Annotated in this window: 21 protein-coding genes; 8 read left to right on the top strand and 13 right to left on the bottom strand. The window is 32.8% G+C overall.

The window, feature by feature from the left end:
* The first annotated feature begins 145 nt into the window (after positions 1 to 145).
* On the top strand, positions 146 to 2068 hold the full coding sequence (gene dnaG, locus AC2A1C_RS11000; RefSeq protein WP_484025761.1) for a DNA primase: 1923 nt from the start codon (positions 146 to 148) through the stop codon (positions 2066 to 2068).
* A 99-nt stretch (positions 2069 to 2167) separates the two neighbouring features.
* The gene (clpP, locus tag AC2A1C_RS10995; protein ID WP_484025760.1) at positions 2168 to 2845 is read left to right on the top strand and encodes an ATP-dependent Clp endopeptidase proteolytic subunit ClpP; all 678 of its coding nucleotides are present in this window, start codon (positions 2168 to 2170) and stop codon (positions 2843 to 2845) included.
* A 74-nt stretch (positions 2846 to 2919) separates the two neighbouring features.
* On the opposite strand, the gene tpiA is transcribed toward clpP, so the two are convergent.
* Genes tpiA through AC2A1C_RS10975 form a run of 4 tightly spaced genes read right to left on the bottom strand, consistent with a single transcriptional unit; the run spans position 2920 to position 5761 of the window.
* Positions 2920 to 3681: a triose-phosphate isomerase gene (gene tpiA / locus AC2A1C_RS10990; RefSeq protein ID WP_484025759.1), complete on the bottom strand. Its 762-nt coding sequence runs from the start codon at positions 3679 to 3681 to the stop codon at positions 2920 to 2922.
* A gap of 16 nt (positions 3682 to 3697) precedes the next feature.
* Entirely contained in the window at positions 3698 to 4045 is a 348-nt protein-coding gene (locus AC2A1C_RS10985; protein ID WP_484025758.1) for a tellurite resistance TerB family protein, read from the bottom strand.
* A 21-nt stretch (positions 4046 to 4066) separates the two neighbouring features.
* Positions 4067 to 5167, bottom strand: a complete 1101-nt coding sequence (locus AC2A1C_RS10980; protein WP_484025757.1) for a BT_3928 family protein — start codon at positions 5165 to 5167, stop codon at positions 4067 to 4069.
* A gap of 27 nt (positions 5168 to 5194) precedes the next feature.
* Positions 5195 to 5761, bottom strand: coding sequence for a DUF1599 domain-containing protein (locus tag AC2A1C_RS10975; RefSeq protein ID WP_484025756.1), 567 nt, complete (start codon positions 5759 to 5761; stop codon positions 5195 to 5197).
* Between the two features lie 48 nt (positions 5762 to 5809).
* On the opposite strand from AC2A1C_RS10975, the gene folP reads away from it, so the two are divergent.
* Positions 5810 to 6658, top strand: coding sequence for a dihydropteroate synthase (gene folP, locus AC2A1C_RS10970; protein WP_484025755.1), 849 nt, complete (start codon positions 5810 to 5812; stop codon positions 6656 to 6658).
* A 93-nt stretch (positions 6659 to 6751) separates the two neighbouring features.
* Here folP and AC2A1C_RS10965 read toward each other — a convergent pair whose 3' ends face one another.
* Positions 6752 to 6988 carry a hypothetical protein gene (locus AC2A1C_RS10965; protein ID WP_484025754.1) on the bottom strand — a complete coding sequence of 79 codons (237 nt, stop codon included), beginning with the start codon at positions 6986 to 6988 and terminating at the stop codon, positions 6752 to 6754.
* 46 nt (positions 6989 to 7034) lie between these two features.
* Positions 7035 to 9479: a DUF5686 family protein gene (locus AC2A1C_RS10960; protein WP_484025753.1), complete on the bottom strand. Its 2445-nt coding sequence runs from the start codon at positions 9477 to 9479 to the stop codon at positions 7035 to 7037.
* 105 nt (positions 9480 to 9584) lie between these two features.
* Here AC2A1C_RS10960 and AC2A1C_RS10955 point away from each other — a divergent pair, with 105 nt between their 5' ends.
* Positions 9585 to 10001, top strand: a complete 417-nt coding sequence (locus AC2A1C_RS10955) for a hypothetical protein (protein WP_484025752.1) — start codon at positions 9585 to 9587, stop codon at positions 9999 to 10001.
* A gap of 32 nt (positions 10002 to 10033) precedes the next feature.
* Here the strand turns inward: AC2A1C_RS10955 and AC2A1C_RS10950 are convergent, their stop codons facing one another.
* Both AC2A1C_RS10950 and alaS read right to left on the bottom strand, forming a co-directional pair.
* The gene (locus AC2A1C_RS10950; RefSeq protein ID WP_484025751.1) at positions 10034 to 10699 is read right to left on the bottom strand and encodes a hypothetical protein; all 666 of its coding nucleotides are present in this window, start codon (positions 10697 to 10699) and stop codon (positions 10034 to 10036) included.
* Between the two features lie 167 nt (positions 10700 to 10866).
* Positions 10867 to 13470 (bottom strand): alanine--tRNA ligase, encoded by a 2604-nt coding sequence (alaS, locus tag AC2A1C_RS10945; RefSeq protein WP_484025750.1) that lies wholly within the window; start codon positions 13468 to 13470, stop codon positions 10867 to 10869.
* Positions 13471 to 13679: 209 nt separating this feature from the next.
* Between alaS and msrB the strand changes: the two genes are divergently transcribed.
* Positions 13680 to 14771, top strand: a complete 1092-nt coding sequence (msrB, locus tag AC2A1C_RS10940) for a peptide-methionine (R)-S-oxide reductase MsrB (RefSeq protein ID WP_484025749.1) — start codon at positions 13680 to 13682, stop codon at positions 14769 to 14771.
* A 34-nt stretch (positions 14772 to 14805) separates the two neighbouring features.
* Here the strand turns inward: msrB and AC2A1C_RS10935 are convergent, their stop codons facing one another.
* From AC2A1C_RS10935 to AC2A1C_RS10920, 4 genes are all read right to left on the bottom strand, one after another.
* Positions 14806 to 15441 carry a hypothetical protein gene (locus tag AC2A1C_RS10935; RefSeq protein ID WP_484025748.1) on the bottom strand — a complete coding sequence of 212 codons (636 nt, stop codon included), beginning with the start codon at positions 15439 to 15441 and terminating at the stop codon, positions 14806 to 14808.
* A gap of 5 nt (positions 15442 to 15446) precedes the next feature.
* Positions 15447 to 16103 carry a murein L,D-transpeptidase catalytic domain-containing protein gene (locus tag AC2A1C_RS10930; RefSeq protein WP_484025747.1) on the bottom strand — a complete coding sequence of 219 codons (657 nt, stop codon included), beginning with the start codon at positions 16101 to 16103 and terminating at the stop codon, positions 15447 to 15449.
* A gap of 107 nt (positions 16104 to 16210) precedes the next feature.
* Positions 16211 to 17056 (bottom strand): ABC transporter permease, encoded by an 846-nt coding sequence (locus tag AC2A1C_RS10925; RefSeq protein ID WP_484025746.1) that lies wholly within the window; start codon positions 17054 to 17056, stop codon positions 16211 to 16213.
* A complete protein-coding gene (locus AC2A1C_RS10920) occupies positions 17049 to 17954 on the bottom strand; it encodes an ABC transporter ATP-binding protein (protein ID WP_484025745.1) in 906 nt (301 codons plus the stop codon). The genes AC2A1C_RS10925 and AC2A1C_RS10920 overlap by 8 nt, the downstream gene beginning before the upstream one ends.
* A gap of 115 nt (positions 17955 to 18069) precedes the next feature.
* On the opposite strand from AC2A1C_RS10920, the gene AC2A1C_RS10915 reads away from it, so the two are divergent.
* Positions 18070 to 19419 carry an AAA family ATPase gene (locus AC2A1C_RS10915; protein WP_484025744.1) on the top strand — a complete coding sequence of 450 codons (1350 nt, stop codon included), beginning with the start codon at positions 18070 to 18072 and terminating at the stop codon, positions 19417 to 19419.
* A gap of 37 nt (positions 19420 to 19456) precedes the next feature.
* Positions 19457 to 20563, top strand: coding sequence for an NAD(P)/FAD-dependent oxidoreductase (locus tag AC2A1C_RS10910; RefSeq protein WP_484025743.1), 1107 nt, complete (start codon positions 19457 to 19459; stop codon positions 20561 to 20563).
* Here AC2A1C_RS10910 and AC2A1C_RS10905 read toward each other — a convergent pair whose 3' ends face one another.
* Positions 20564 to 20842 carry a hypothetical protein gene (locus tag AC2A1C_RS10905; RefSeq protein ID WP_484025742.1) on the bottom strand — a complete coding sequence of 93 codons (279 nt, stop codon included), beginning with the start codon at positions 20840 to 20842 and terminating at the stop codon, positions 20564 to 20566.
* 103 nt (positions 20843 to 20945) lie between these two features.
* Between AC2A1C_RS10905 and prfB the strand changes: the two genes are divergently transcribed.
* A complete protein-coding gene (gene prfB / locus AC2A1C_RS10900) occupies positions 20946 to 22055 on the top strand; it encodes a peptide chain release factor 2 (RefSeq protein ID WP_484025741.1) in 1110 nt (369 codons plus the stop codon).
* Positions 22056 to 22133 lie beyond the last annotated feature (78 nt).

Below are 22133 nucleotides of genomic sequence, written 5' to 3'. Positions count from 1 at the left end.
AGCGTGCAAATTTAGAAACATACTACAAATTAGATAGAAGTACACTAAAAGGTTATATGTAGGAACAGGCCATAAAGGCGTGTTCAGCTTGAAAATATTAAAAATCAATACAACAAAAGAGCAAACAAATTCCTATTTTTACAGAATGATTTCTAAACAAACCATAGACAAAATTTTTTCTGTCATTCGTGTGGAAGAAATTATTGGGGAATATGTTCAGCTGAAAAGGGCAGGAGCAAATCTGAAAGGTTTGAGCCCGTTTCGTGAAGAGAAAACTCCGAGTTTTGTGGTATCTCCAAGTAAACAAATTTGGAAAGATTTTTCCACTGGAAAAGGCGGAACTGCCATTACTTTTCTCATGGAAATTGAAGGATTTACCTATCCGGAAGCACTTCGTCATGCTGCTAAAAAATACGGAATAGAAATAGAAGAAGATCAGCGTGAGTTTTCCGAAGAAGAAAAACAATCGCAAACAGAACGGGATTTGCTTTTCAAAATCCATGAAGTGGCGAATACTTTTTTTCAGGAAAATCTTTGGGAATCGGAAGAAGGTAAAACCATCGGACTTTCTTATTTTAAAGAACGTGAACTGAAAGAAGAAATCATCCGAAAATTCCAATTGGGATATTCCCCGGAACAGAAAAATGCTTTCACAAAATATGCTCTGGAAAAAGGCTATGCAAAGGAAATTCTTGAAAAATCCGGACTTTCTATTTTTCCGGAAAATGCTCCTGATGGAATTGATCGTTTTCGTGAAAGAGTGATTTTCCCGATTCATGGATTTTCTGGGAGGGTTTTGGGTTTTGGAGCGAGAATATTGAAAAGCAACGTAAAAACTGCAAAATATCTCAATTCTCCGGAAACGGAAATTTATCATAAATCCAATGTTCTTTACGGATTGAGCCAAAGCAAACAGGCGATTTCCAGAGTTCAGCTTTGTCTTTTGGTGGAAGGTTATATGGATGTGATTTCCCTTCACCAAAGCGGAATTGAAAATGTTGTTGCCAGTTCAGGAACTGCTTTGACGGTTGAACAAATTAAATTAATAAAACGTCTCACCGAAAATGTAACCATTCTTTTTGACGGAGATACAGCCGGAATTAAAGCCAGTTTCCGAAGCATCGATTTATTGCTTTCCGAAGGAATGAATATCCGCGTTTTGTTATTTCCTGATGGTGATGATCCGGATAGTTTTGCAAGAAAACATCCACAAGAATTTGTAGAAAATTTTATACAGAAAGAAGCAAAAGATTTTATTGATTTTAAAGCAGAAATTCTTTTAAAAGAAGCTCAAAATGATCCAATCCGGAAAGCAGAAGCGATTCGTGATATCGTAAAATCGGTTGCTTTTGTACAAAATGCGCTGAAGCAAGAAATTTACCTGAAAGAAGTTTCAAACAAATTCGGATTAAGCGAGCAAAGTCTTTTCAATGAGCTGAATGTTCAAAAGCAAGTTCAGCAAAATCATACAAGACCGGAAAAAGCAAAAACGGAAGTTCAGCAAAAATTGGAAATAGTAAAAGAAGCTGCTTTATCCGTGAATCCGCTTCTTGTTTTGGAAGAAAAGTTAGTGGAGTTGATGCTGAAATTCGGCGATCAGGTAATGGATAGAAAAACCCATGAAAACGAGCCATACAAAATTACCGTTATCGAAGAAATAATCGGACATTTGGAAGAAGACGAGTATGAAATACAGTCTCCAATCAGCAAAAAAATTATTGAAGAAATAAAATCCGGAATGTCTGAACAAGAACTGAGAACCGGTACTTTTTTCATGACTTTGATGGATGAAGAGATTTCTGGAAAAATAGCTGATGCTTTTGTAGAACCTTACGAAACCAGCAATTGGGAAAAGCATAATATTTATTTCAGGAAAGAATCTGAGCTTGTTCCGAAAATTGTAAGCGATGTTATTATCCGACACAAAAGAGAATTTATAGTAAAATTGATTCAGGAACTGAGAGACAATATGAACAAGGAAGAAGACAATCTGGAAAACTATCAGAAAATCATTCGTTTAAACCAACTCAGAAAAGAAATTGATGAAGAGTTGCACAGAATTGTGTGACATTTTGACTTTATTTTTTTGAGGAATACATTTTGTGAGAGTATTGACATTGAATTTAAAATTCAGAATCTAAAATTTATAAATTATAATTAAAAAAATATGGACATTAAAAAAGATTTCAGAGATTTCTCTGTAAAACATTTGGGAAACAGTGGTCTTGCTACCGATCAATATATGGGAATTTTTAATCCTACCAATCTTACTCCGTACATTATGGAAGAACGTAGATTGAATGTTGCTCAAATGGACGTTTTTTCCCGTTTGATGATGGATAGAATTATTTTCTTGGGAACAGGAATTGACGATCAAGTGGCAAATATTGTTACGGCTCAGTTGCTTTTCTTAGAAAGTGCCGATCCTTCCAAAGATATTCAGATTTATATAAATTCTCCTGGTGGAAGTGTGTATGCAGGTTTGGGAATTTATGATACGATGCAGATCATTAAACCGGATGTTGCTACAATTTGTACGGGAATGGCCGCTTCAATGGGAGCTGTTTTACTTGTTGCCGGAGAAAAAGGAAAACGTTCTGCATTGAAACACTCCAGAGTGATGATTCACCAACCAAGTGGTGGAGCTCAAGGTGTGGCTTCTGATATGGAAATCAACTTAAGAGAAATGTTGAAACTTAAGAAAGAACTTTATGACATTATTGCTCATCATTCAGGTCAAACGTATGATTGGGTAGAAAAAGCATCCGACAGAGATTATTGGATGACTTCGGAAGAAGCTAAAGGTTTTGGAATGGTAGATGAAGTTTTGGAAAAGAAAAGCTAAATTGTTTTTTGTTAAAATGAATCGGCGCGGCAACAAAGTTGCCGCGCCGATTTTTATTCTTATTTTTGAAGGTATTAAGAATTGAACCCTTCAATAATTTTAGAAAAATCTTCCAATTTTAAGGAAGCTCCTCCAATCAAACCTCCGTCAATATCCGGTTGGGAAAAAATTTCCTTAGCGTTGTCAGGTTTTACAGAACCACCGTATAAAATAGAAACTTCTTCAGCCACTTCTCTTCCGTATTTTTCGGCAATCAAATTTCTGATGAAAGCATGAATTTCCTGAGCTTGTTCCGGAGTTGCAGTTTCTCCTGTTCCAATTGCCCAAACCGGTTCATAAGCAATTACTACTTTTTTAATTTCCTCTGCGGAAAGAGTGAATAAAGCTACTTGCGTTTGGTTTTTCACCACTTCAAAATGTTGTCCGGATTTTCTTTGTTCCAGAGTTTCTCCGTTACAATAAATTGGTGTCATTCCGGCATCCAAAAGTGCTTTCACTTTACGGTTGGCATGGCTGTCACTTTCTCCGTGATATTGTCTTCTTTCGGAATGGGCAATAATACTTCCGTCGATTCCGATGGATTTATACATTTCTACCGAAAGTTCGCCGGTATAAGCTCCACTTGCATGTTCACTCATATCCTGTGCAAAAACACCTATTTCATTATTTTTGAAAATATTTTTTGCAGCAGTTAGATATAAACTTGGTGGTGCGATGTAAACTTCACAATTGGTAGCATTATTTTTTTTGTATTCCAAAAGTTGCAGCATTAGAGCCTCTGCTTCGGGAAAGGTTTTATTCATTTTCCAGTTTCCGGCAACGATATTTTTTCTCATAGTTTTCAATTAATTCTTATAAATTCCAAAGGTTTTTCAAAAGTTTGTAAAAGCGGTGTTCATCTTCACTTACCTGATTATCCGCTTTTATTAATGATTTTGCAAATTGCACAAAGCTAATTCTTTCTTCTTCAATAGAGTCATCTAAAAAACAACGTGCATGAAATTCAAAATGGTCTTTCCAATCTTCCGGTTGTAGATTGGCAATAATTTCAAGTTCATTATCAAGATTCATTCTAAAAGGAAATTCTTCCGAGAGATATTCCTGAATTTTCATTCCTTCTTCCGGAGCAAATTCTCCGTCTACAGAAGACAAAATCATCAAAAGATGATATCCGGCAATGGATTTATTGGATTTTTGCATATATAGTTTTTTGAGTTTTAATTATTTAGTATTAATGAAATCAATGGCAGGTTCTTTATCTACAATTTTTCCGTTTTCTAAAACCAAAATTAATGGATTGCTTCTCCCAATTGTTTTGATAGCTGTAGCATCCATAAATAATTTTGGAAGGTTGGTCAGCCTTTCTGTAGAAGCTGAAACTTCATAGGCTACAATTTTAATTTTGCCAACTTTCTTTTCAAAATTTTCTCGAAATTGTTTTGAATGAGAATCTTTTAAAATAGTTTCAGGCTTATATGAAAACAAAAGAATTACTTTTGGCTGATGAAGAATTTGTTCAGTAATATCATTTCCGGTTTCATCTTCGAGTTTAAATTTTGAAACCTCAGAAGCATATCCTTCTTTTACCATTTTGGAAATGTTTTTACCGTCCTGAATTTCCCAAGGCGAACCTTCTTCCCAATATTTTTTATCATTTACATAATCGTCCTGATTTACTTCTTTTTCTTCACCTGTTTTTTTATTTTTTAATAGATAAAAGGTTTTATAAACGGAAGGATTTTTTGCAATTTCTTGTTTTTCAGCATTCAGATCTGTTCCGATTTTATAATCTCTGAAATCAATCAATGGTTCATTCAAAATTCCGAAACCTATTACAAAAGCTGTTGCAACAAGCGAAACCACCAATATAGATTTTCTTAAAGAACTTTTATTTTCGTTTTCTTCAAATTCTTTTTTGTATAAAAACCAGAGAACAACAAGCCCGATCAAAAGAATAATATCTTTGATAAAACTTTGCCAAGGCGTAAATTTAATAGCATCACCAAAGCAACCACAATCCGTAACTTTATTGAAATAAGCCGAATAAAAAGTGAGAAATGCAAAGAAAATACAAAGCGCTATTAAAGCCATTAAGACCTTTTTCACATGTAGTTTCAGCAAAAGCATAATTCCAAGAATCAACTCCAGTGCAACTACAAAAACAGCAATTGGAAGGGCAAATTCTTCAAAAAAAGGCATATTGAAAACCGTTGGAGAAAAATATTCTTCCAACTTAAAGGAAAAGCCTACAACATCCACCGCTTTTACAAATCCGGAGGCGATGAAAATAAGAGCAACTATGTATCGTAATATTCTTTTCATTTTTTCAAGTTTGTGATTTTAAGATTATTAAATAAATTTAGGATTGGATTTTTCTTTTTGTTCAGAGAATTTTATCAGACAAAAAACAGCATAATTCAGCATATCAAAATAATTAGCGTCCAAACCTTCGGAAACCAACGTTTTTCCGCTATTGTCTTCTATTTGTTTTACTCTCAGTACCTTCTGATAAATTAGATCAGTAATGGACGATATTCGCATTTCTCTCCACGCTTCTCCGTAATCATGGTTTTTGCGTTCCATCAATTTTTGAGCTTCGGAAGCGTATTTGTCATACAATTTCAGAATTTCTTCATGATTGTCATCCAAATTTTCAGACATTCCTTTTTCTAACTGAATGAGCCCAATAATGGAATAATTTACAATGGCCACAAATTCATCTTCTTCGCTTTCGTCCACCATTTTTTTTTCCGTCATCTGCAAAGTTCGGATTCTGTTGATTTTTATATAAATCTGATCGGTAATAGAACTTGGTCTCAAAACACGCCATGCAGTTCCGTAATCATGCATTTTTTTTGAAAACAAATCACGACATTCTGTTATTACTTTTACAAATTGAAGGGAAGTTGTGAGCATAAGTTTCTTTAGAGCTTCAAATATACAAAATAGCTTTAATTTTGCAGAATGAAGAATCATTTTTCAGTATCAGATTTTTATACATTGAATTGTAATGGAAGACTTGTGGACATTTCCCAACCGAAAGTAATGGGGATTTTGAACGTAACTCCCGATTCTTTTTCAGACGGAGGAAAATTCAATAATGAAGAAAATGCTCTTCAACAGGCTGAAAAAATAATTTTGGAAGGTGCTGATTTTATTGATATTGGAGCACAATCTACACGTCCGAATGCTGAAAAAATTTCTGCGAAAAAAGAGATAAAAAGAATCGGAAATTTAATTTCAAAAATAAAAAAAGAATTTCCAGACATTTTAATTTCTTTGGATACTTTTTATGCCGATGTTGTGAAATTTGGTTTTGATGAAGGAATTGATCTTGTGAATGACATTTCCGGAGGACAGTATGACAAAAAAATGCTAGAAACAGTCGCTGAAACCGGGCTTCCTTATGTTTTGATGCACATCAATAAAAGTTATGAAATGATGCACGAAAAGGAAATAAAGGAAGATATTATTATTTCATTAAATAACTATTTTTCTGAAAAAATCCTACAACTGAAATACTTTGGAATTAAAGATATTATCCTTGATCCCGGTTTTGGATTTGGAAAAACTATTGAGCAGCAATATCAGATGATTAACGAACTTGAATTCATAGGTTTTCAGAAATTTCCTTTGTTGGTTGGGATTTCGCGCAAATCGTTTATTTATAAATCTTTGGGAAAATCTCCATTGGAAATAAATGAAGAAACACAAAAACTTCATCGCAAGATTTTGGAAAAAGGAGCGAAAATTTTAAGAGTTCATGATGTAGCCGAAACCAAAAAAACAATCTCGGAATTTTTGGAATCATAATATAAATTCTACACACATGTTGCTCCTACGAAGCAAACTAACTTTTCGGTATTTTCAAAGATTATTTGGCATTCATAAATTGAATATCTAAACTTAATTCAGATTTTTCAGTTTTGCAGCAAATTCTTCTGTGAATTTTTTTCGATCTTCTTCCAGCTTTTCTGAGTTTTCCGGCAAAATATAATTGAAGAGAATATTTTCTTCGTCATCCAAAAAGATGATTTCCTTCTCTTCACCATCAATCATTTGGGAAAAAATTTCCCACATGGAAGTATCTTTTAGTTTTAGTAACTCAAAAAATTGAGTGGCTTTTATCTGTATTTTTTTCATTTCTGATTTTGATTTATCAGAACGTGCCTTTTGGCACGTTCCTACATTAGAATCCTAATAATTTCATTTTGAATTGTACGGCAAAATTATCTTTAAATTTGGAAGTATTGTAATACCCAACTCTATAGAAAAATCCGAGATTAAATTGTGAGGAAAAGAAATTGTTCCATTCCAAGCCGACTTCATTATAGAGATGATTGAGTTTTGAAAAATTGAATTGGTGATATTCCGGGTTTTTCATGTTTCCGATAGTTCCTTTATAAATGACATCAAAACTGGAAACATTTTTACCAATGCTTTTAAAGTACCAAGGAATTCTGTGAGTGAAATAAGTTCCCAAAAATTTATCATTAAAATATTTTCCTCCTTCCATTGTAGCAAAACCAAGATAAGAAGTAAAATTGAAATTAAAATCTTCTTTTCCATTTGCAAGCCCGTTCATTGTAAAATTGTACCAGATTGGCGCTTTTCCTGTGAGCAAACCTCCATAAATACGGAAACCTGTTACTCCTAAATCTGTTTTAAAATTATGAACAAACATTGCATCGTATCTGCTGAATTTCAAGTCTCCGCCTAAAGCAGTCATGCCTTGTTCATAATTAAGGTACAATTCCGGAAATTTTTGATCGTAGGTGTATTTTCCTCCCGGAGTCATAATATTTTTAGAATTTGGAGAAAATTTCATTGTAATCATGGTCGAAAATATATCAAAGTTATTTCCCGAATTCAGAAAATTATAATCAAATTTAGCCTCTTCCTGTGTTTTCTTTGCTGAAACATTTAAGGTAATTCCATTGGTGATGTCATTTTCATAAGCCAAACGGAAACCATCATAATGGAAGTATTGAGAATTATTAATGGCCACTCCGGAATTCATAATTCTCATTTTAAAGCTCCAAAGATTTTCATTGAAACGTCCAGCCGTCATTACATCATTAAAATATTCTGCACGGAAAAAGGAATTTTTTTTAAGTGTTGTTCTGATGTCGATTCCGGCTCCGTATTTCCAGGTGTGATCGCCGAAACCGTAGGCAAAATAAGCATCCGGAGAAATATAACGATTAAATTTTTCATTTAATTTTGCTGCAACTCCGAGTCTTACTTGTTCATATTTATTATAAGAAATTATTTTAGTAGCATCAAAATCTATTTTGCCGGTACGAATTTTTCCCCTCATTAATCCGGTAAACATGTTTACCTTCTGATCCAATTTATACTTACTTCCGACACTGTCTATTTTTGTATAGGTCATTTTTTCTCTTGTAGTGAGGCTGTCGGTTCTCAATTTGTCAAGAAGGCTTCCGTCAGAATTTTTCACATCCATAGTGTATCCCTTGAAATCTTTGGAATTTTCTTCAATTGGAGTTTTAAAATCAAAATAATCAGCCTTCATGTAAACATAATTACCAAAGCGTTTTCGGTCTTTTTTTTCCTTTTTTTCACCTGTTTTTTTATCTTCTTCATACTTTTCATCAAAATAGGTCATACCCATTCTTATTTTTAGATTTTCCTTTACTAAAAACCATTTGTTGTCAATAGGCTTCCAGATACTTGTAATGCTTCCTTCGCTTTTCTTTTTGCTATTGCTTTCAATTTTTTTTAGTCCGTATGTTTCAACATCTACATAGATATATCCATTGAATTTTCTTTTATTTACAGGTTGTTTATAATCTACCTGTCGAAAACGGATAACGTAATTTTTTCGTCCATCAATTTCAATAGAATCTGTAAGAAAGTAACGATAAAGGCTTCTGTTTTCTTCACGAATTTCCCTCGGAATCTGATTTCTGTTGGAACGCAAAGCCATCATTTCGTAAATAGGTTCTTTAAATCCGGAAATACGATTGTCAAGAATATTGACTTTATCACCATATTTCTGAGAATACAAAAATTCTGATGCACGTTCCCAAAGAAAAAGTTTGCTTTGAGACATGAGTTTCATCATATTTATGGATTCTATGGAATCTTTCTTTACCTTTTCTTTCATAGGTTTTTGTGGAAGTTTTTGTAAAGAATCCAAACGTTTTTCAACGAGCAAATTGTAATTTTTAATACTGTCTTCATCAAAATCCAGAGAGATTTTTTCGTAGGATTTGAATGAATAAGAATTCAAACTTTTAGGAGAATTATTTTTATAATTATCATTTACTTTTTTCAAAATAGCCAAAGCACGCGGATCGCTTTTATCTTCCAAAACTACCGTTTCTATATTCTGAACTTTTGGATCGGTTTTGGTAAGAGATACTTCCATTACTTCATCTACTACTGCATCATCTTCATAATATCCTGTAGCGGAAATTTTAATTTTTTTACATTTGGTACGAAAATTCAGAATACCATTTGCATCTGTTTTTCCTATTATTTTATCATTGCAAGTAATAGTTGCATTGGAAATAGGAGATTGGTCTTCTGATTTTTTTACTGTAATTTTGGATTGGGAAAATACAGTTACAAAAAATGTTGAAAAAAGAATGGCACAAAATTTTCTCATAATGGAAATTAATATCAAAAGTAATAGTATTGTAGTTAATTTTTATTAATTAGCTCCAAAGAAAATGAATTTTTTATAGATTTGAAAACAAATAAATACCAAAAAATGAAAAAATTGCTTACAACTTTGTTATGTTTAGGATTTGTATTAGCTTCTCAAGTATTTTATGCTCAGGATTTAGAAGTAATGAAACAGCAACGTGAAGTTCTGAAATTGCACACGGATCTGATGGATAAAAAAATAGATCTTGAAAAAGAAAAACTAAACAATGAAAAAGTAAAAGGAAACGTAGAAAGTCTCAATAATAGATCTGATAGATCTACAGATAATTACAGTTCTTCTGATCCAAATTCTACAGCAGAAGATGCTAAAAAGACTGCAAAAATTTTGAAAAAAACAGAATCTGCCAATAAAGCTCTGGATAAAAGCAACAATAAGATCATCAATATAGAAGCTGATATCAAAAAGATTGAAACCAAACTTGAAAGGCTAAAGTATACTGTAGAAGTAAAAGAAAAATAGCAAAAAAATCTCCTGATAAAAACAGGAGATTTTTATTTGAAATCTTTTTCGCTCATTTCTACTTCTTGCAGCAGTTTTCCTTTCTTATCGCGATATTGATACTTTACCGAAATAATATCAAAACTTTTTAGCTCTATCACCATTTTTTTGAAAGCAGCATCTTTAGCCATATTTTTTTTGATGATGGTTTTGTTCTCTTCTGTTTTTATCATTTCTTTCATTTTATCGGGAACTTCAGCCGAATAAATAACATCATTATTAGAACCAATAAAAATTTTCACCAGTTTTACTCCGGAAACATCTGTAGAAGGAAGGCTGCTGTTGGAGACTTCGAGAAGCCTGTTTAGTTGTTCATGCTTTATATTTTCTGTGTAGTCCGGCTTTTGGGCAGTCATATTGGATTTATTCACAATTTCTGTAGCCAGTTTTTCTCCATTTTTTCCGGTAAGTTGAATTTTGAAATTCACACCTTTATTCAGCAGTTGAATATTTTTGGAGTTTTTCCGGATAATCTGGATCATCAGGTCAGAAATGGCAGATTTTACAAGTTGTGGCTGTATTTTTTCTGCGGATAATCCGGAAGAAAAATGAAGAGTAATTTCATTAGGACCGGATTGCCGAGAATCTACAAACGAAACTGTAGAATTCTGAATTTTTGTCTTTTGCGAATTATAATTTTCAACAAAATCTTTCATCATTTCTTCCTTTGTTTTTTCTCTTTTTTTGCATGAATTTATAGAGAACAGAAATGAAAATAAAATGATAAATTTTAAGAAAAAAACTTTTTTCATTTTTCTAAAAGTTTGTTACTAAAGCAAAAAGAAGCCAAAAAAGCTCCTTTTATTACTATATTTTTTAATTTTTTCTAAATAGTTAATGCTTTCTGATACGCATTTTCCAAGCCATCAAGATTTTTTCCTCCCGCAGTTGCAAAGCCCGGATTTCCACCACCGCCACCTTGTATTTCTTTTGCTAAATCTTTTACAATAGTTCCGGCTTGATAATTTGATGCCAAATCATCCGAAACACCAACGGTAATCATCGGTTTTCCATCTGCATCAGAAAGAATAATGGTAACAGAAGTCGGGATCTCTCTCTTCAATTGGAATACGATGTCTTTCACAGAACCTGCATCAAGAGAGGTTTTCTTTACCAAAAGTTGCTTGTCACCTTTTTGTTCGTAAGCATTTTTCCAGTCACCAATTTCACTTTTTGCTTTTTCTTTTTTCAGAGCATCAATTTCAGATTTCAATGATGTGTTTTCTTCAATTAGTTTTTCGATGGATTTTACAACATCTTTCGATTTTAATAATTGAGAAAGTTCAGTGATTTGTTTTTCTAAATTTTTGAAATATTCCTCCGATTTATCTCCGGAAATAGCTTCAATTCTTCTGATTCCTGCTGCTGCAGAACTTTCGGAATTGATTTTAAAATGACCGATTTCGCTTGTATTTTTAACATGAGTTCCACCGCAAAGTTCTTTTGAACTTCCAAATTGGATCATTCTCACATTGTCTCCATATTTTTCACCGAACAAAGCCATCGCTCCTCTATCCAAAGCCTCCTGAATCGGGATATTTCTGAATTCCTGCAATGCAATGCTTTCTTTGATTTTTGCATTTACTTTTTCTTCAACCAAAGCCAATTCTTCTTCCGTCATTTTGTTGAAATGCGAGAAGTCGAAACGAAGATAATCAGGACCTACAAATGAACCTTTTTGCTCAACATGAGTTCCTAAAACGTCTCTCAATGCTTCGTGCAAAAGGTGAGTTACGGAATGGTTTGCCTGAGAATTTTTTCTTTCGACAGCATTTACTTTAGCATAAAAAACGGCACCTGCATCTTTCGGAAGTCCGTTGATTAAAGAAATAATCAGTCCGTTTTCCTTTTTTGTTTCCAATACTTCAAAACTTTCAGCCGCATTTTCAAGAACACCTTTATCGCCGATTTGTCCACCTCCTTCCGGATAGAAAGGCGATTCGCTCAATACTACCTGATAAAATTCTCCGTCTTTATTTTCTACTTTTCTGTATCTTGTAATATAAGTCTCAGACTCAAGTTTATCGTAGCCTACGAAGTTTTCATCCCTTTCTTCCAATGTTACCCAATCGTAAACTTTTTGGGCTGAATCTGCTTTTGAACGTTGTTTTTGTTTTTCTAATTCGGCTTTAAATCCTTTCTCATCAATGGTTAAACCTTTTTCTTCTGCAATAATCCTCGTTAAATCATCAGGAAAACCATAAGTATCATATAATTCAAAAACTTCTTCGGTTGGTAAAACTTTAGAGTTATTTGCAATCGTCTGTTGAATTAATTTTTCAACTCTGATTAATCCTGTTTCAATAGTTCTCAGGAAAGATTCTTCCTCACTTTTAATTACTTCTGAAACTAATTTTCCCTGCTTTTCTAATTCTGGGAAGAATTTGCCCATTTGTTCTTCCAAAACAGCTACTAATTGGTAAAGGAAAGGTTCTTTCATTCCTAAAAAACGGTAAGAATAAGAAATTGCTCTTCTTAAAATTCTTCGGATAACGTAACCAGCACCTCCGCTTGAAGGAAGTTGTCCGTCTGCAATCGCAAAAGAAACCGCTCTGATATGGTCTACCACAACACGAATGGCAATGTCTTTTTCGTCTTCTAAAATTCCTGTGTATTTTTTGCCGGAAAGTTCTTCAACTTTAGCAATTAAAGGTGTGAAAACATCAGTATCATAATTGGAAGATTTGCCTTGTAAAGCCATGCAAAGACGCTCGAAACCCATTCCCGTATCAATATGTTTTGCCGGAAGATTTTCTAAAGAACCGTCTGCTTTACGGTTGTATTGCATAAAAACCAGATTCCAAATTTCTACCACTTGAGGATGGTCGTTATTTACCAATTCCAATCCCGAAACTTTTGCTTTTTCTTCTTCACTTCTCAAATCCACATGAATTTCCGAACATGGTCCACAAGGTCCGCTTTCTCCCATTTCCCAGAAATTATCTTTTTTGTTTCCGTTGATAATTCGGTCTTCAGAAATATGGGATTTCCAGAAATTATAAGCCTCTTGATCTCTTTCCAGATTTTCTTTTTCGTCGCCTTCGAAGATGGTAACGTAAAGATTTTCTTTCGGAATTTTATAAACGTCTGTCAATAATTCCCAAGCCCAATCAATCGCTTCTTTTTTGAAATAATCACCAAAAGACCAGTTTCCCAACATTTCAAACATGGTGTGATGATAGGTGTCTCTACCTACATCATCCAAATCGTTATGCTTTCCGGAAACTCTCAGACATTTTTGCGTATCGGCAATTCTCGGAGCAGTAGGTGTTTTGTAGCCTAAGAAAAAATCTTTGAACTGCGTCATCCCTGAGTTGGAAAACATCAAAGTTGGATCGTCTTTCAACACGATAGGCGCTGAAGGAACAATAAGATGGTCTTTACTTTTAAAAAAATCTAAAAATTTTTGGCGTATTTCTTGTGAAGTCATATTTGCATCAGGCTTTAAGCAATAGGCTAAAAGCTTTGGTTGGCAAATTTAATATTTTTTACGAATTTAATTATAGATAAAAGCATTTTATCAAAACTATGAAAGTTGATTTTTTTTGATTTTTTTGTAAGGAATTGGTAGGTGGTGCGACTATATTTATGAAAACAGAAAATTATTTAAAAAATTAAAAAATAAATAAAAAGTTTAATATGAAAAATGTGTTAATATTGCTTAGTGTTATTTTGGGTATTGTAGTTTTTGCAACAAGTTGCGGAGATTCTTTAAAACCAAAATCGGTAGAAACTAAAAAAGAAAATCAAGAAACGATGGACAATAAAAACGTAAAAGAAATTTATTTTGCAGGTGGCTGCTTTTGGGGAACAGAGCATTTTTTTCAACAAGTTCGTGGTGTAGTGGAAACTGAAGTAGGCTATGCCAACGGAAATACCGAAAACCCTACCTATGAACAAGTGGTAAGTCATACAACAGGTTTTGCAGAAACGGTGAAAGTAAAGTATGATCCGGATCAGGTTGATTTAAAATTATTAATTGATTTGTATTTCAAAACGATAGATCCTACAAGTATTGATAAACAAGGAAATGACAGAGGAAACCAATACAGAACGGGAATTTATTCTACTGATAAAGAATCTGAGGCTATTGTGAAAGAAGAAGTAGCAAAACTGGCTAAAAATTACAGCAAAAAAGTTGTGGTAGAAACCGTTCCATTGAAAAATTTCTATAAAGCAGAAAATTACCATCAGGATTACCTGAATAAAAATCCGGGAGGTTATTGCCACATAGAGCCGGGTCTTTTTGAAATGGCAAGAAACGCAAATCCGCTTCCGAAAGCAAAATACCAAAAACAAGACAAGAAAATTTTAAAAGAAAAACTTACGGAAGAGCAATATAATGTAACTCAGGAAAATGCAACCGAAAGACCTTTCCAGAATGAATATTGGGATGAAACCAGAGAGGGAATTTATGTAGATATTACAACAGGAGAGCCATTGTTTGTTTCCACTGATAAATTTGAATCCGGTTGTGGATGGCCGAGTTTTTCTAAACCCATTACAAAAAAACTAATAGAAGAAAAATTAGACAAATCTCACGGAATGACAAGGGTAGAAGTAAGAAGTAAAACGGGTGATGCGCATTTAGGACATGTCTTTACAGACGGACCTGCTGATAAAGGTGGACTTCGCTACTGCATCAACTCTGCTTCTCTGAAATTTATTCCGAAGGAAGAAATGGAGAAAAAAGGATACGGAGAATATCTTCCGCTTTTGGAAAAGAAATAATTTGAAAGGTTGCTGAAAAAGCAACCTTTTTGTTTTATAGCTGAAACCTTTCTTTAATGCTTAACATGGAAATATTCAGAAACAATAGAAAAGCAAATAAGATGTAATATGTCTTTTTGGGAAGTTTAATTAAAGTTTCAATTTTAAAAATATTAAAGCTGTATTCTTCCGGAATATAATAATAGCCAATTGTATCGTTACAAAGTAAACATTCCTCTTCCAATTTCTTAGCTTTAGGCTCTATATAATTAACGATTGCAAACACATGCCCTGTTTTTTCTATATCAAAAGCATAAGTTTCCTGTTTTGCAATATCCATATCATTTAGTAAAGAAACAAAGTCACCGTAAGTATTATTTTTATCCAGAATGAACTCAATTCCTGTTTCTTTTTGATTTCTTTTCTGAAGAGCTATAATTTCCGAAACATACAATTTAGAATTTTCTTTACCAGTATTAGGATTAACTTTTATTTTTTTATAGTCCCAGTGTCTTAAAGGCTCAAAGCTATATAGATAATTATTCCCTGTCAGCTTCGCTGGAAGTCCTATATCCATAACATGAACATTAGCTTCTTCAATTTTCTGATTTCCGTAAAACCAAAACAAAACAGGAATCAGCAAAGCACTAATCAATCCCGGAACATAGTATATTTTCTTTAAATTTTTCATAAATTTTAGTTATAAATCCACATCAGAACAGGTTTTTCAGATTTTTGCAATAAAGGATCAATTTTTCTTAAAGCGTCATTAGAAACAGTAGGACAACCCCATCCTTCCGGTGAACCTTTAGGATAAATTTCCTCATCACTCATTTTGTCCCAAGAATGGAAAACAATAGTTCTTTTAAGGGCATTACTATTGGTTTTTTCTAATCCGTGCATTAGATATTTTATATTAATTCCCCATTCGCTAGTTCCTCTTTCGCCAATTTTATATTTTCCGAGCGAAGAAAGATGGCTTCCATCTTCATTACTGAAATCCGGTGAATCTTTTGACTGATCCCAACTCCAAATATTATCTCCACAACCATGCCCGACTAAATATTTGTCCGTAATTTTCTTTTGTTCAAAATCATAAATAAAAAATCGGTTCACTCCGGAATGAAGACTCATATCAATAAGAATACAAAAATTGGTATTGAAATTTTTTTGTTTGCAGAAAGTGAGCGCTTCTTCAGCTTTTTTATTGGTTTTTTCAGGACTGTATGATGGCTTTTTTTCGTCCGAGGAAATAAAATTTTTAAAAATATTTTCTTTTTTATCTGAACAGGAAAACGCTGAAAAACATACTAATGCAAAGAATGTTCTTAGAGCTTTTGAAGTTGCGGACATAGTTGTTTTTCGTTTTAATTAGAAAGGTAAGTATAAAGCAAAAAGTGATTCAAAAAATGAACCACTTTTATAACTATTCTTTAATTTTTTATTTTTTAGTTTGAAACTTACCAATCTCTTTTCTTTAAAATCCAAAAAGAACCGAAAATGAATAATACAGACCAAACAATACAAGCAATTAAACTTTCGGTAGGGTAGTGAAACTCATATTTCAGTCCTATCATTTTTGCCATTTCAAGCCTCATTATAGGATTTGGTATAAGGCTCGACATACTTTCTAAAGGTAAAAGTTTAGAAAAGAAAAAAGAGTTTTGTACTTTTTCTGCAACTTGCTCATCATGCAACCCTTTTACTTTTAGAAAACTTTCTACACCTCCAAGTATGCTTTCAAAAACGAAAAAAACAAAAAACGCAAGAAATACAAAGATTGATTTTCTCAGTAGTATCGAAAGAAACATAAGGAAACAAAAAAAGGCAAATAGTTTAACAAAATAGTTACCAATGAAGAATATTTCCTTGTAAATAGCTTCCGAGTCTGTAACCTTAGAGTATTTTTCGCCTAAAAATATGGTGATGGCAAATACAATAAGGGTAGAAATAATTGTAAAAATGGATATTGTTAATACTTTTGAGCCAATGAATTCTTTCCGGCTGAGTCCGTCTATTGTATTTTGTTTGAACATCCTGTTGCTAAATTCCTGACAAATGGAAAACACAATAATGAGTCCCAAAAAAATCTTTAAAAGGGCAACAATCCATGTAGTGAAATTCCAAATTTCTGGAAAATTATAAATGCCTTGTTGTTTTAAATTGATAGTAGTACCAAACATTTCAAAATCTACCAATCCTATAAAAAGTAAAGCGATGAGAATAGTAAAATATAGTATAGTGAAAACCTTAAAAGGTCTATAGCTCAGATTTTTGTAATATTCTAATTTTAATAATTTAAGCATGATTGTTTGTGTTTTTTACAAGTTCAAGGAATTGATTTTCAAGAGATTGTTTCTTTCTATTGAGCTGGGAAAGATAAATCCCTTTTTGTACCAGTTGTTTATTAAGTTCGGCACCGGAAATTTCTTCGTTCAGATAAGCAAGAATACTTCCGTTTTGTTTTTTTACAGACTTGAACACATTCATTTCTTCAAGAATATTTATCAATCCGTCATTATCTTCAGCTTTCAGTTCAAAATAGCCCTTGTTATTAGACATTCCGTCCACAGTTCCGCAATAGATAGAATTTCCTTCTTTTAATACGATTACGTGGCTGCATATTTTTTCAATTTCATCTAAAAGATGGCTTGCAATAATAATGGTTATGCCCTGTTTTGCGATATTATTTATAATTTCTCTTATCTGGATGATACCTTCCGGATCCAGTCCGTTTGTTGGTTCATCAAGAATTAAAACTTCAGGATTGTTGAGCATAGCCGAAGCAATAGCAAGACGCTGTTTCATTCCTAAAGAATAGGTCTTGAAGGTATCTTTTTTCCTCTCAAAAAGATTAACGGTTTTTAAAACTTCATCTATTCTTTCGTGAGGAGTTCCTTTTATTTCGGCTACAATTTTCAGATTTTTTTCGGCACTTAGATAAGGGTAGAAGTTGGGTTGTTCTATAATTGCACCAATTTTTTTCAAAGTTTCAGAATCTGTTCCTTTTTTACCAAACCAATACCAATCTCCACTTGTAGGATTGATGGTGGAGAGCAGCATACCAAAAGTGGTAGATTTTCCGCTTCCGTTAGGACCGAGAAGTCCATAAACATTTCCTCTTTCTACATCAAAAGAAATGTTGTTTACAACCACTCTTTTAAATTTTTTGGTGAGGTTTTTTACAGATAATATTTTTTCCATAAAAGTTGTCTTTATTTAAAAGTCTTTCTTTCTAGCATTTTGTTACAAGCGGAATATCAAACAAAGAACAGATTAATCATAAAAACAGTACATTTGATAGATTAATCAGTTTGCTATGAAACTTGTAGAACTTGCAAAAGAATTAAATATTTCAGCAGAAGCCGTTAAACGATTTATACAGGATTTTGATTTAGATCTTGGAGAATGCATGAGCACCAATTTTGAAGTAAAAGAAGATTTTGAAAAATTTGCCCGCGAAAATGCAGATTTTTTAAGACAATACGAAAAAGATCTTGATGAAAATAAAACTCTGGATCAAATTGCCGAAACCATTCACCAGCCAAAAGAAGAAATAGAAAAAGTGATAAAAAATACTAATCCTAATATCTTTGATAATGGTATTTTCCGGTCATCTGTTTCCAGCTACGGAATTGATAATAAATTGGGTGGGAATTACCAGTTTGTATATGATTATTTCGGGCATAAGATTAGTCTTCAACAAAGAGATTTTATAGGCTACAGAGATTTGTTTTTCTATATTTCCGGTATTTTAGAACCTTTTTTAAACAAACAGCAGATCAAAGATTGGGGAATCAATAAACCGGCTGGGATTATTTTATATGGACCTCCCGGAAGTGGTAAAATTTTTTGGGCAAATAAAATTGCGGAAATTATCGGCTACAGATTTAAAGAAGTAAAAAAACATTACTTGGGAACTTCTTTTGTAGACGGTAACAGAACCAATTTCAATGATTTTCTGGTAACCATGATGAAAGAAGATAAAGTTCTCCTATTTTTAGAAGATTTTGACGATATTATGGTACAGAGAACAGCTGAAAAAGATGTGTCGTCCTTCAATGAAGAAACTAAAGAAATTATTCTTCATTATATCAGCAAATTTGAGCAAGAAGATCTTCTTATGGTGGGTTCTGCCAATTCTATTTCTGAAATAGATGAGGAAGTTCTTGCTCCTGGAAGGTTTGATGTTGTGGTTCCGGTTTTTCCTCCAAATGCTAAAGAACGGTCAGAGATTATTTTATATTCTATGACCAAAGATATTGATACTGATGCCATGCTTTATAAAATTTTGAAAAAAAATAAAGCAGACCTTATTCCTTTCTGGCATGGAATTTCTTCCAAAATGAAGGCTTTTAGTAATACCATGGTTATAGACTTTACCCAAAGCCTGAAAAAACGTATCAAAAATCTTTATCAAAGAACCCGAAACGAAAATTTGAAAATAGATCAAAATCTTTTGAACAGTGCTTTAAGAGATGCAACAGCAAAACTTACTGAAGAATACCTCAATCAGGTAGCGCAGTTTTTACAGGATGCTATAATGAATAATTATGATGATTTTCAAAATAGAATAGAGGCATTAAAAGATGAATTGGAAGTTTACAAATCTGCAGAAACACCAAGAAGGGCAATAGGTTTTCATCATAACGGAGACAAAGAAAATTAAATTCACTATTTATTATTCGTCATAAAAATTATTATTTATGAACAGCATTTGGGAAATTGAAACGTTTTATAGAAAACGTGATGTTGTTATTATCGGAAGTGGTTTTACAGGTCTTTGGACGGCAATTTCCATTAAAGAAAAATTTCCTGAAAAATCTGTTTTGATAATCGAAAGAAACTCGATTCCATTGGGAGCTTCAACCAGAAATGCCGGCTTTGCATGTTTCGGAAGTTTGACAGAAATAATTTCCGATTCGGAAAAAATGGGTTGGGAAAAAACTTTGAATCTGGTAAAAATGCGATATGAAGGTTTACAAAAAATTCAAAAATATTTTAAAAACGAAGAAATTGATTTTGATTTGTGTGGAGGTTATGAAATTTTAAATGATGATGAACCTTTACAAAAAATAGATGAGGTAAATGAAAAGTTGAAATCAATAACTGGAATCGAAAAAACGTATTTCATTAATCAGGAAAAATTGAAAGATTTCGGATTGGGAAAATCTGAATTTTTAATTGAAAATCCGTGTGAAGGAAGTCTTCATTCCGGAAAATTATTACAAAAATTATTAGAAAAATGCTATGAATTAAAAGTTGAATTTCTTTTTGGAACTGAGGTAAAAAATATATCTGAAAATTTTAACGAAATAAGTATACAACTTTCTGAAAATTTTTCAATTAATTCTGATAAAGTTATTCACTGTACCAATGCTTTTGCTTCAAAATTTTTAAAAAATGAAGAAATTATTCCTGCTCGTGGACAAGTTCTTTTAACCGAACCTATTGAAAATTTAAAAATAAAAGGAACTTTTCATTATGATGAAGGATTTTATTATTTCAGAAATTTAGGAAACCGGATCTTGTTGGGAGGAGCCAGAAATCAGGACGTAAAAACTGAAGAAACCACTTCTTTTGAGACCACAGAATTTTTGCAAAACCATCTTGAAAATTTTTTGAAAGAAATCATTTTGCCCAATCAAGATGTTAAAATTTCGCATCGTTGGTCTGGAATTATGGCAATGGGTTCGGAAAAAACACCGATTGTAAAACAACTTTCCGAGAGACAATTTTGCGCGGTAAGACTTTCAGGAATGGGAGTGGCTCTTGCTCCGAAAATTGGGGAAATTGTAACTGAGATGGTTTAATTATTTTTCCCACCAATCAAATATACTATCAGTTAATTGCTCAGAATCAAATTCATAAAGATAAAAACCATAACTTACAATTAATTCATATTCTAATATACTTTTCATCTTTTCATAATCAACACCTTTTTCTAATTGTGTAAGTACTTTTTCAGAAAGCCAATTATACCCATTTTGATTGGCTCCTTTAAATAAATCAATAGTATGAAATAATTTATTTAATTGTGATAAAGAAGAATTTCGTTGATTGATAATATTATTGATTTCGTTTTTAGCCATTCAAATATATTTTTGTAAAGTAAATATACTTGAAAAATATTACTCATTATACATTATTTTTTACTCATGATTTTATCCGTATTTTTGCAAAAAATAAAAATTCGTGATTACCAACGACCAGATAAAAGAAATTCAATCCAGAATAGAAGATTTATATAAATATCTTCAGATAGAAAAAAAGAAGATTGAAATTACCAATGATGATGAAAAAACTGCAGCTCCTGAATTTTGGGATAATCCAAAAGAAGCAGAAAGTTTTTTGAAACAACTCCGTTCCAAGAAAAAATGGGTAGAAGATTATGAAGAAATCAATACCCAGTTTGAAGATTTGCAGGTTTTGGCAGAATTCGCCAAAGAAGATCCCGATTCTGAAAAAGAATTGGACGAAACGTTTCCGCAATTAGTAGAAAAAATTGAAAATCTGGAATTCAAAAATATGCTTTCTAACGAAGGTGATGAGCTTTCCGCCGTTCTTCAGATTACAGCAGGAGCAGGAGGAACGGAAAGTTGCGATTGGGCTTCTATGTTGATGAGAATGTATACAATGTGGGCGGAAAAGCAGGGCTATAAAATCAGAGAACTAAATTTTCAGGAAGGCGATGTTGCAGGTGTAAAAACAGTTACTCTGGAAATTGATGGAGAATATGCCTTCGGATATTTGAAAGGCGAGAATGGAGTACATAGATTAGTAAGAATTTCACCTTTTGACAGTAATGCAAAACGACATACAAGTTTTGTTTCGGTATATGTTTATCCTTTGGTAGATGATACTATTGAGATCAATATCAACCCTGCCGATATTTCGTTTGAAACTATGCGAAGTTCCGGAGCAGGTGGACAAAACGTAAATAAAGTAGAAACAGCAGTTCGTCTTCGTCACGCTCCGACAGGAATTATTATTGAAAATTCTGAATCGCGTTCGCAGCTTCAAAATAAGGAAAAGGCGATGCAATTGCTCCGTTCAAGATTATATGAAATGGAATTGGAAGAACGTATGAAAGCCAGAAACGAAATTGAAGCCAATAAAATGAAAATAGAGTGGGGAAGCCAAATAAGAAATTATGTGATGCACCCTTATAAATTGGTGAAAGATGTACGTTCCGGTCACGAAACATCCGATGTAGATTCTGTAATGAATGGTAATATTACACCATTTTTAAAAGCTTTTCTTATGGCAGATGGAACAGCCGTTTCAGATGATATGGAATTGTAATTTTTATAAAAATAAAGACAATATAAGCTGTTAAATTTTGCTCAAATGCTAACTACATTTGAGCAAAATTGTTTTTAT

The sequence above is a fragment of the Chryseobacterium sp. HNCC26DJ241 genome, assembly GCF_057180505.1.
This window is presented reverse-complemented; position numbering and strand designations above follow the sequence as displayed.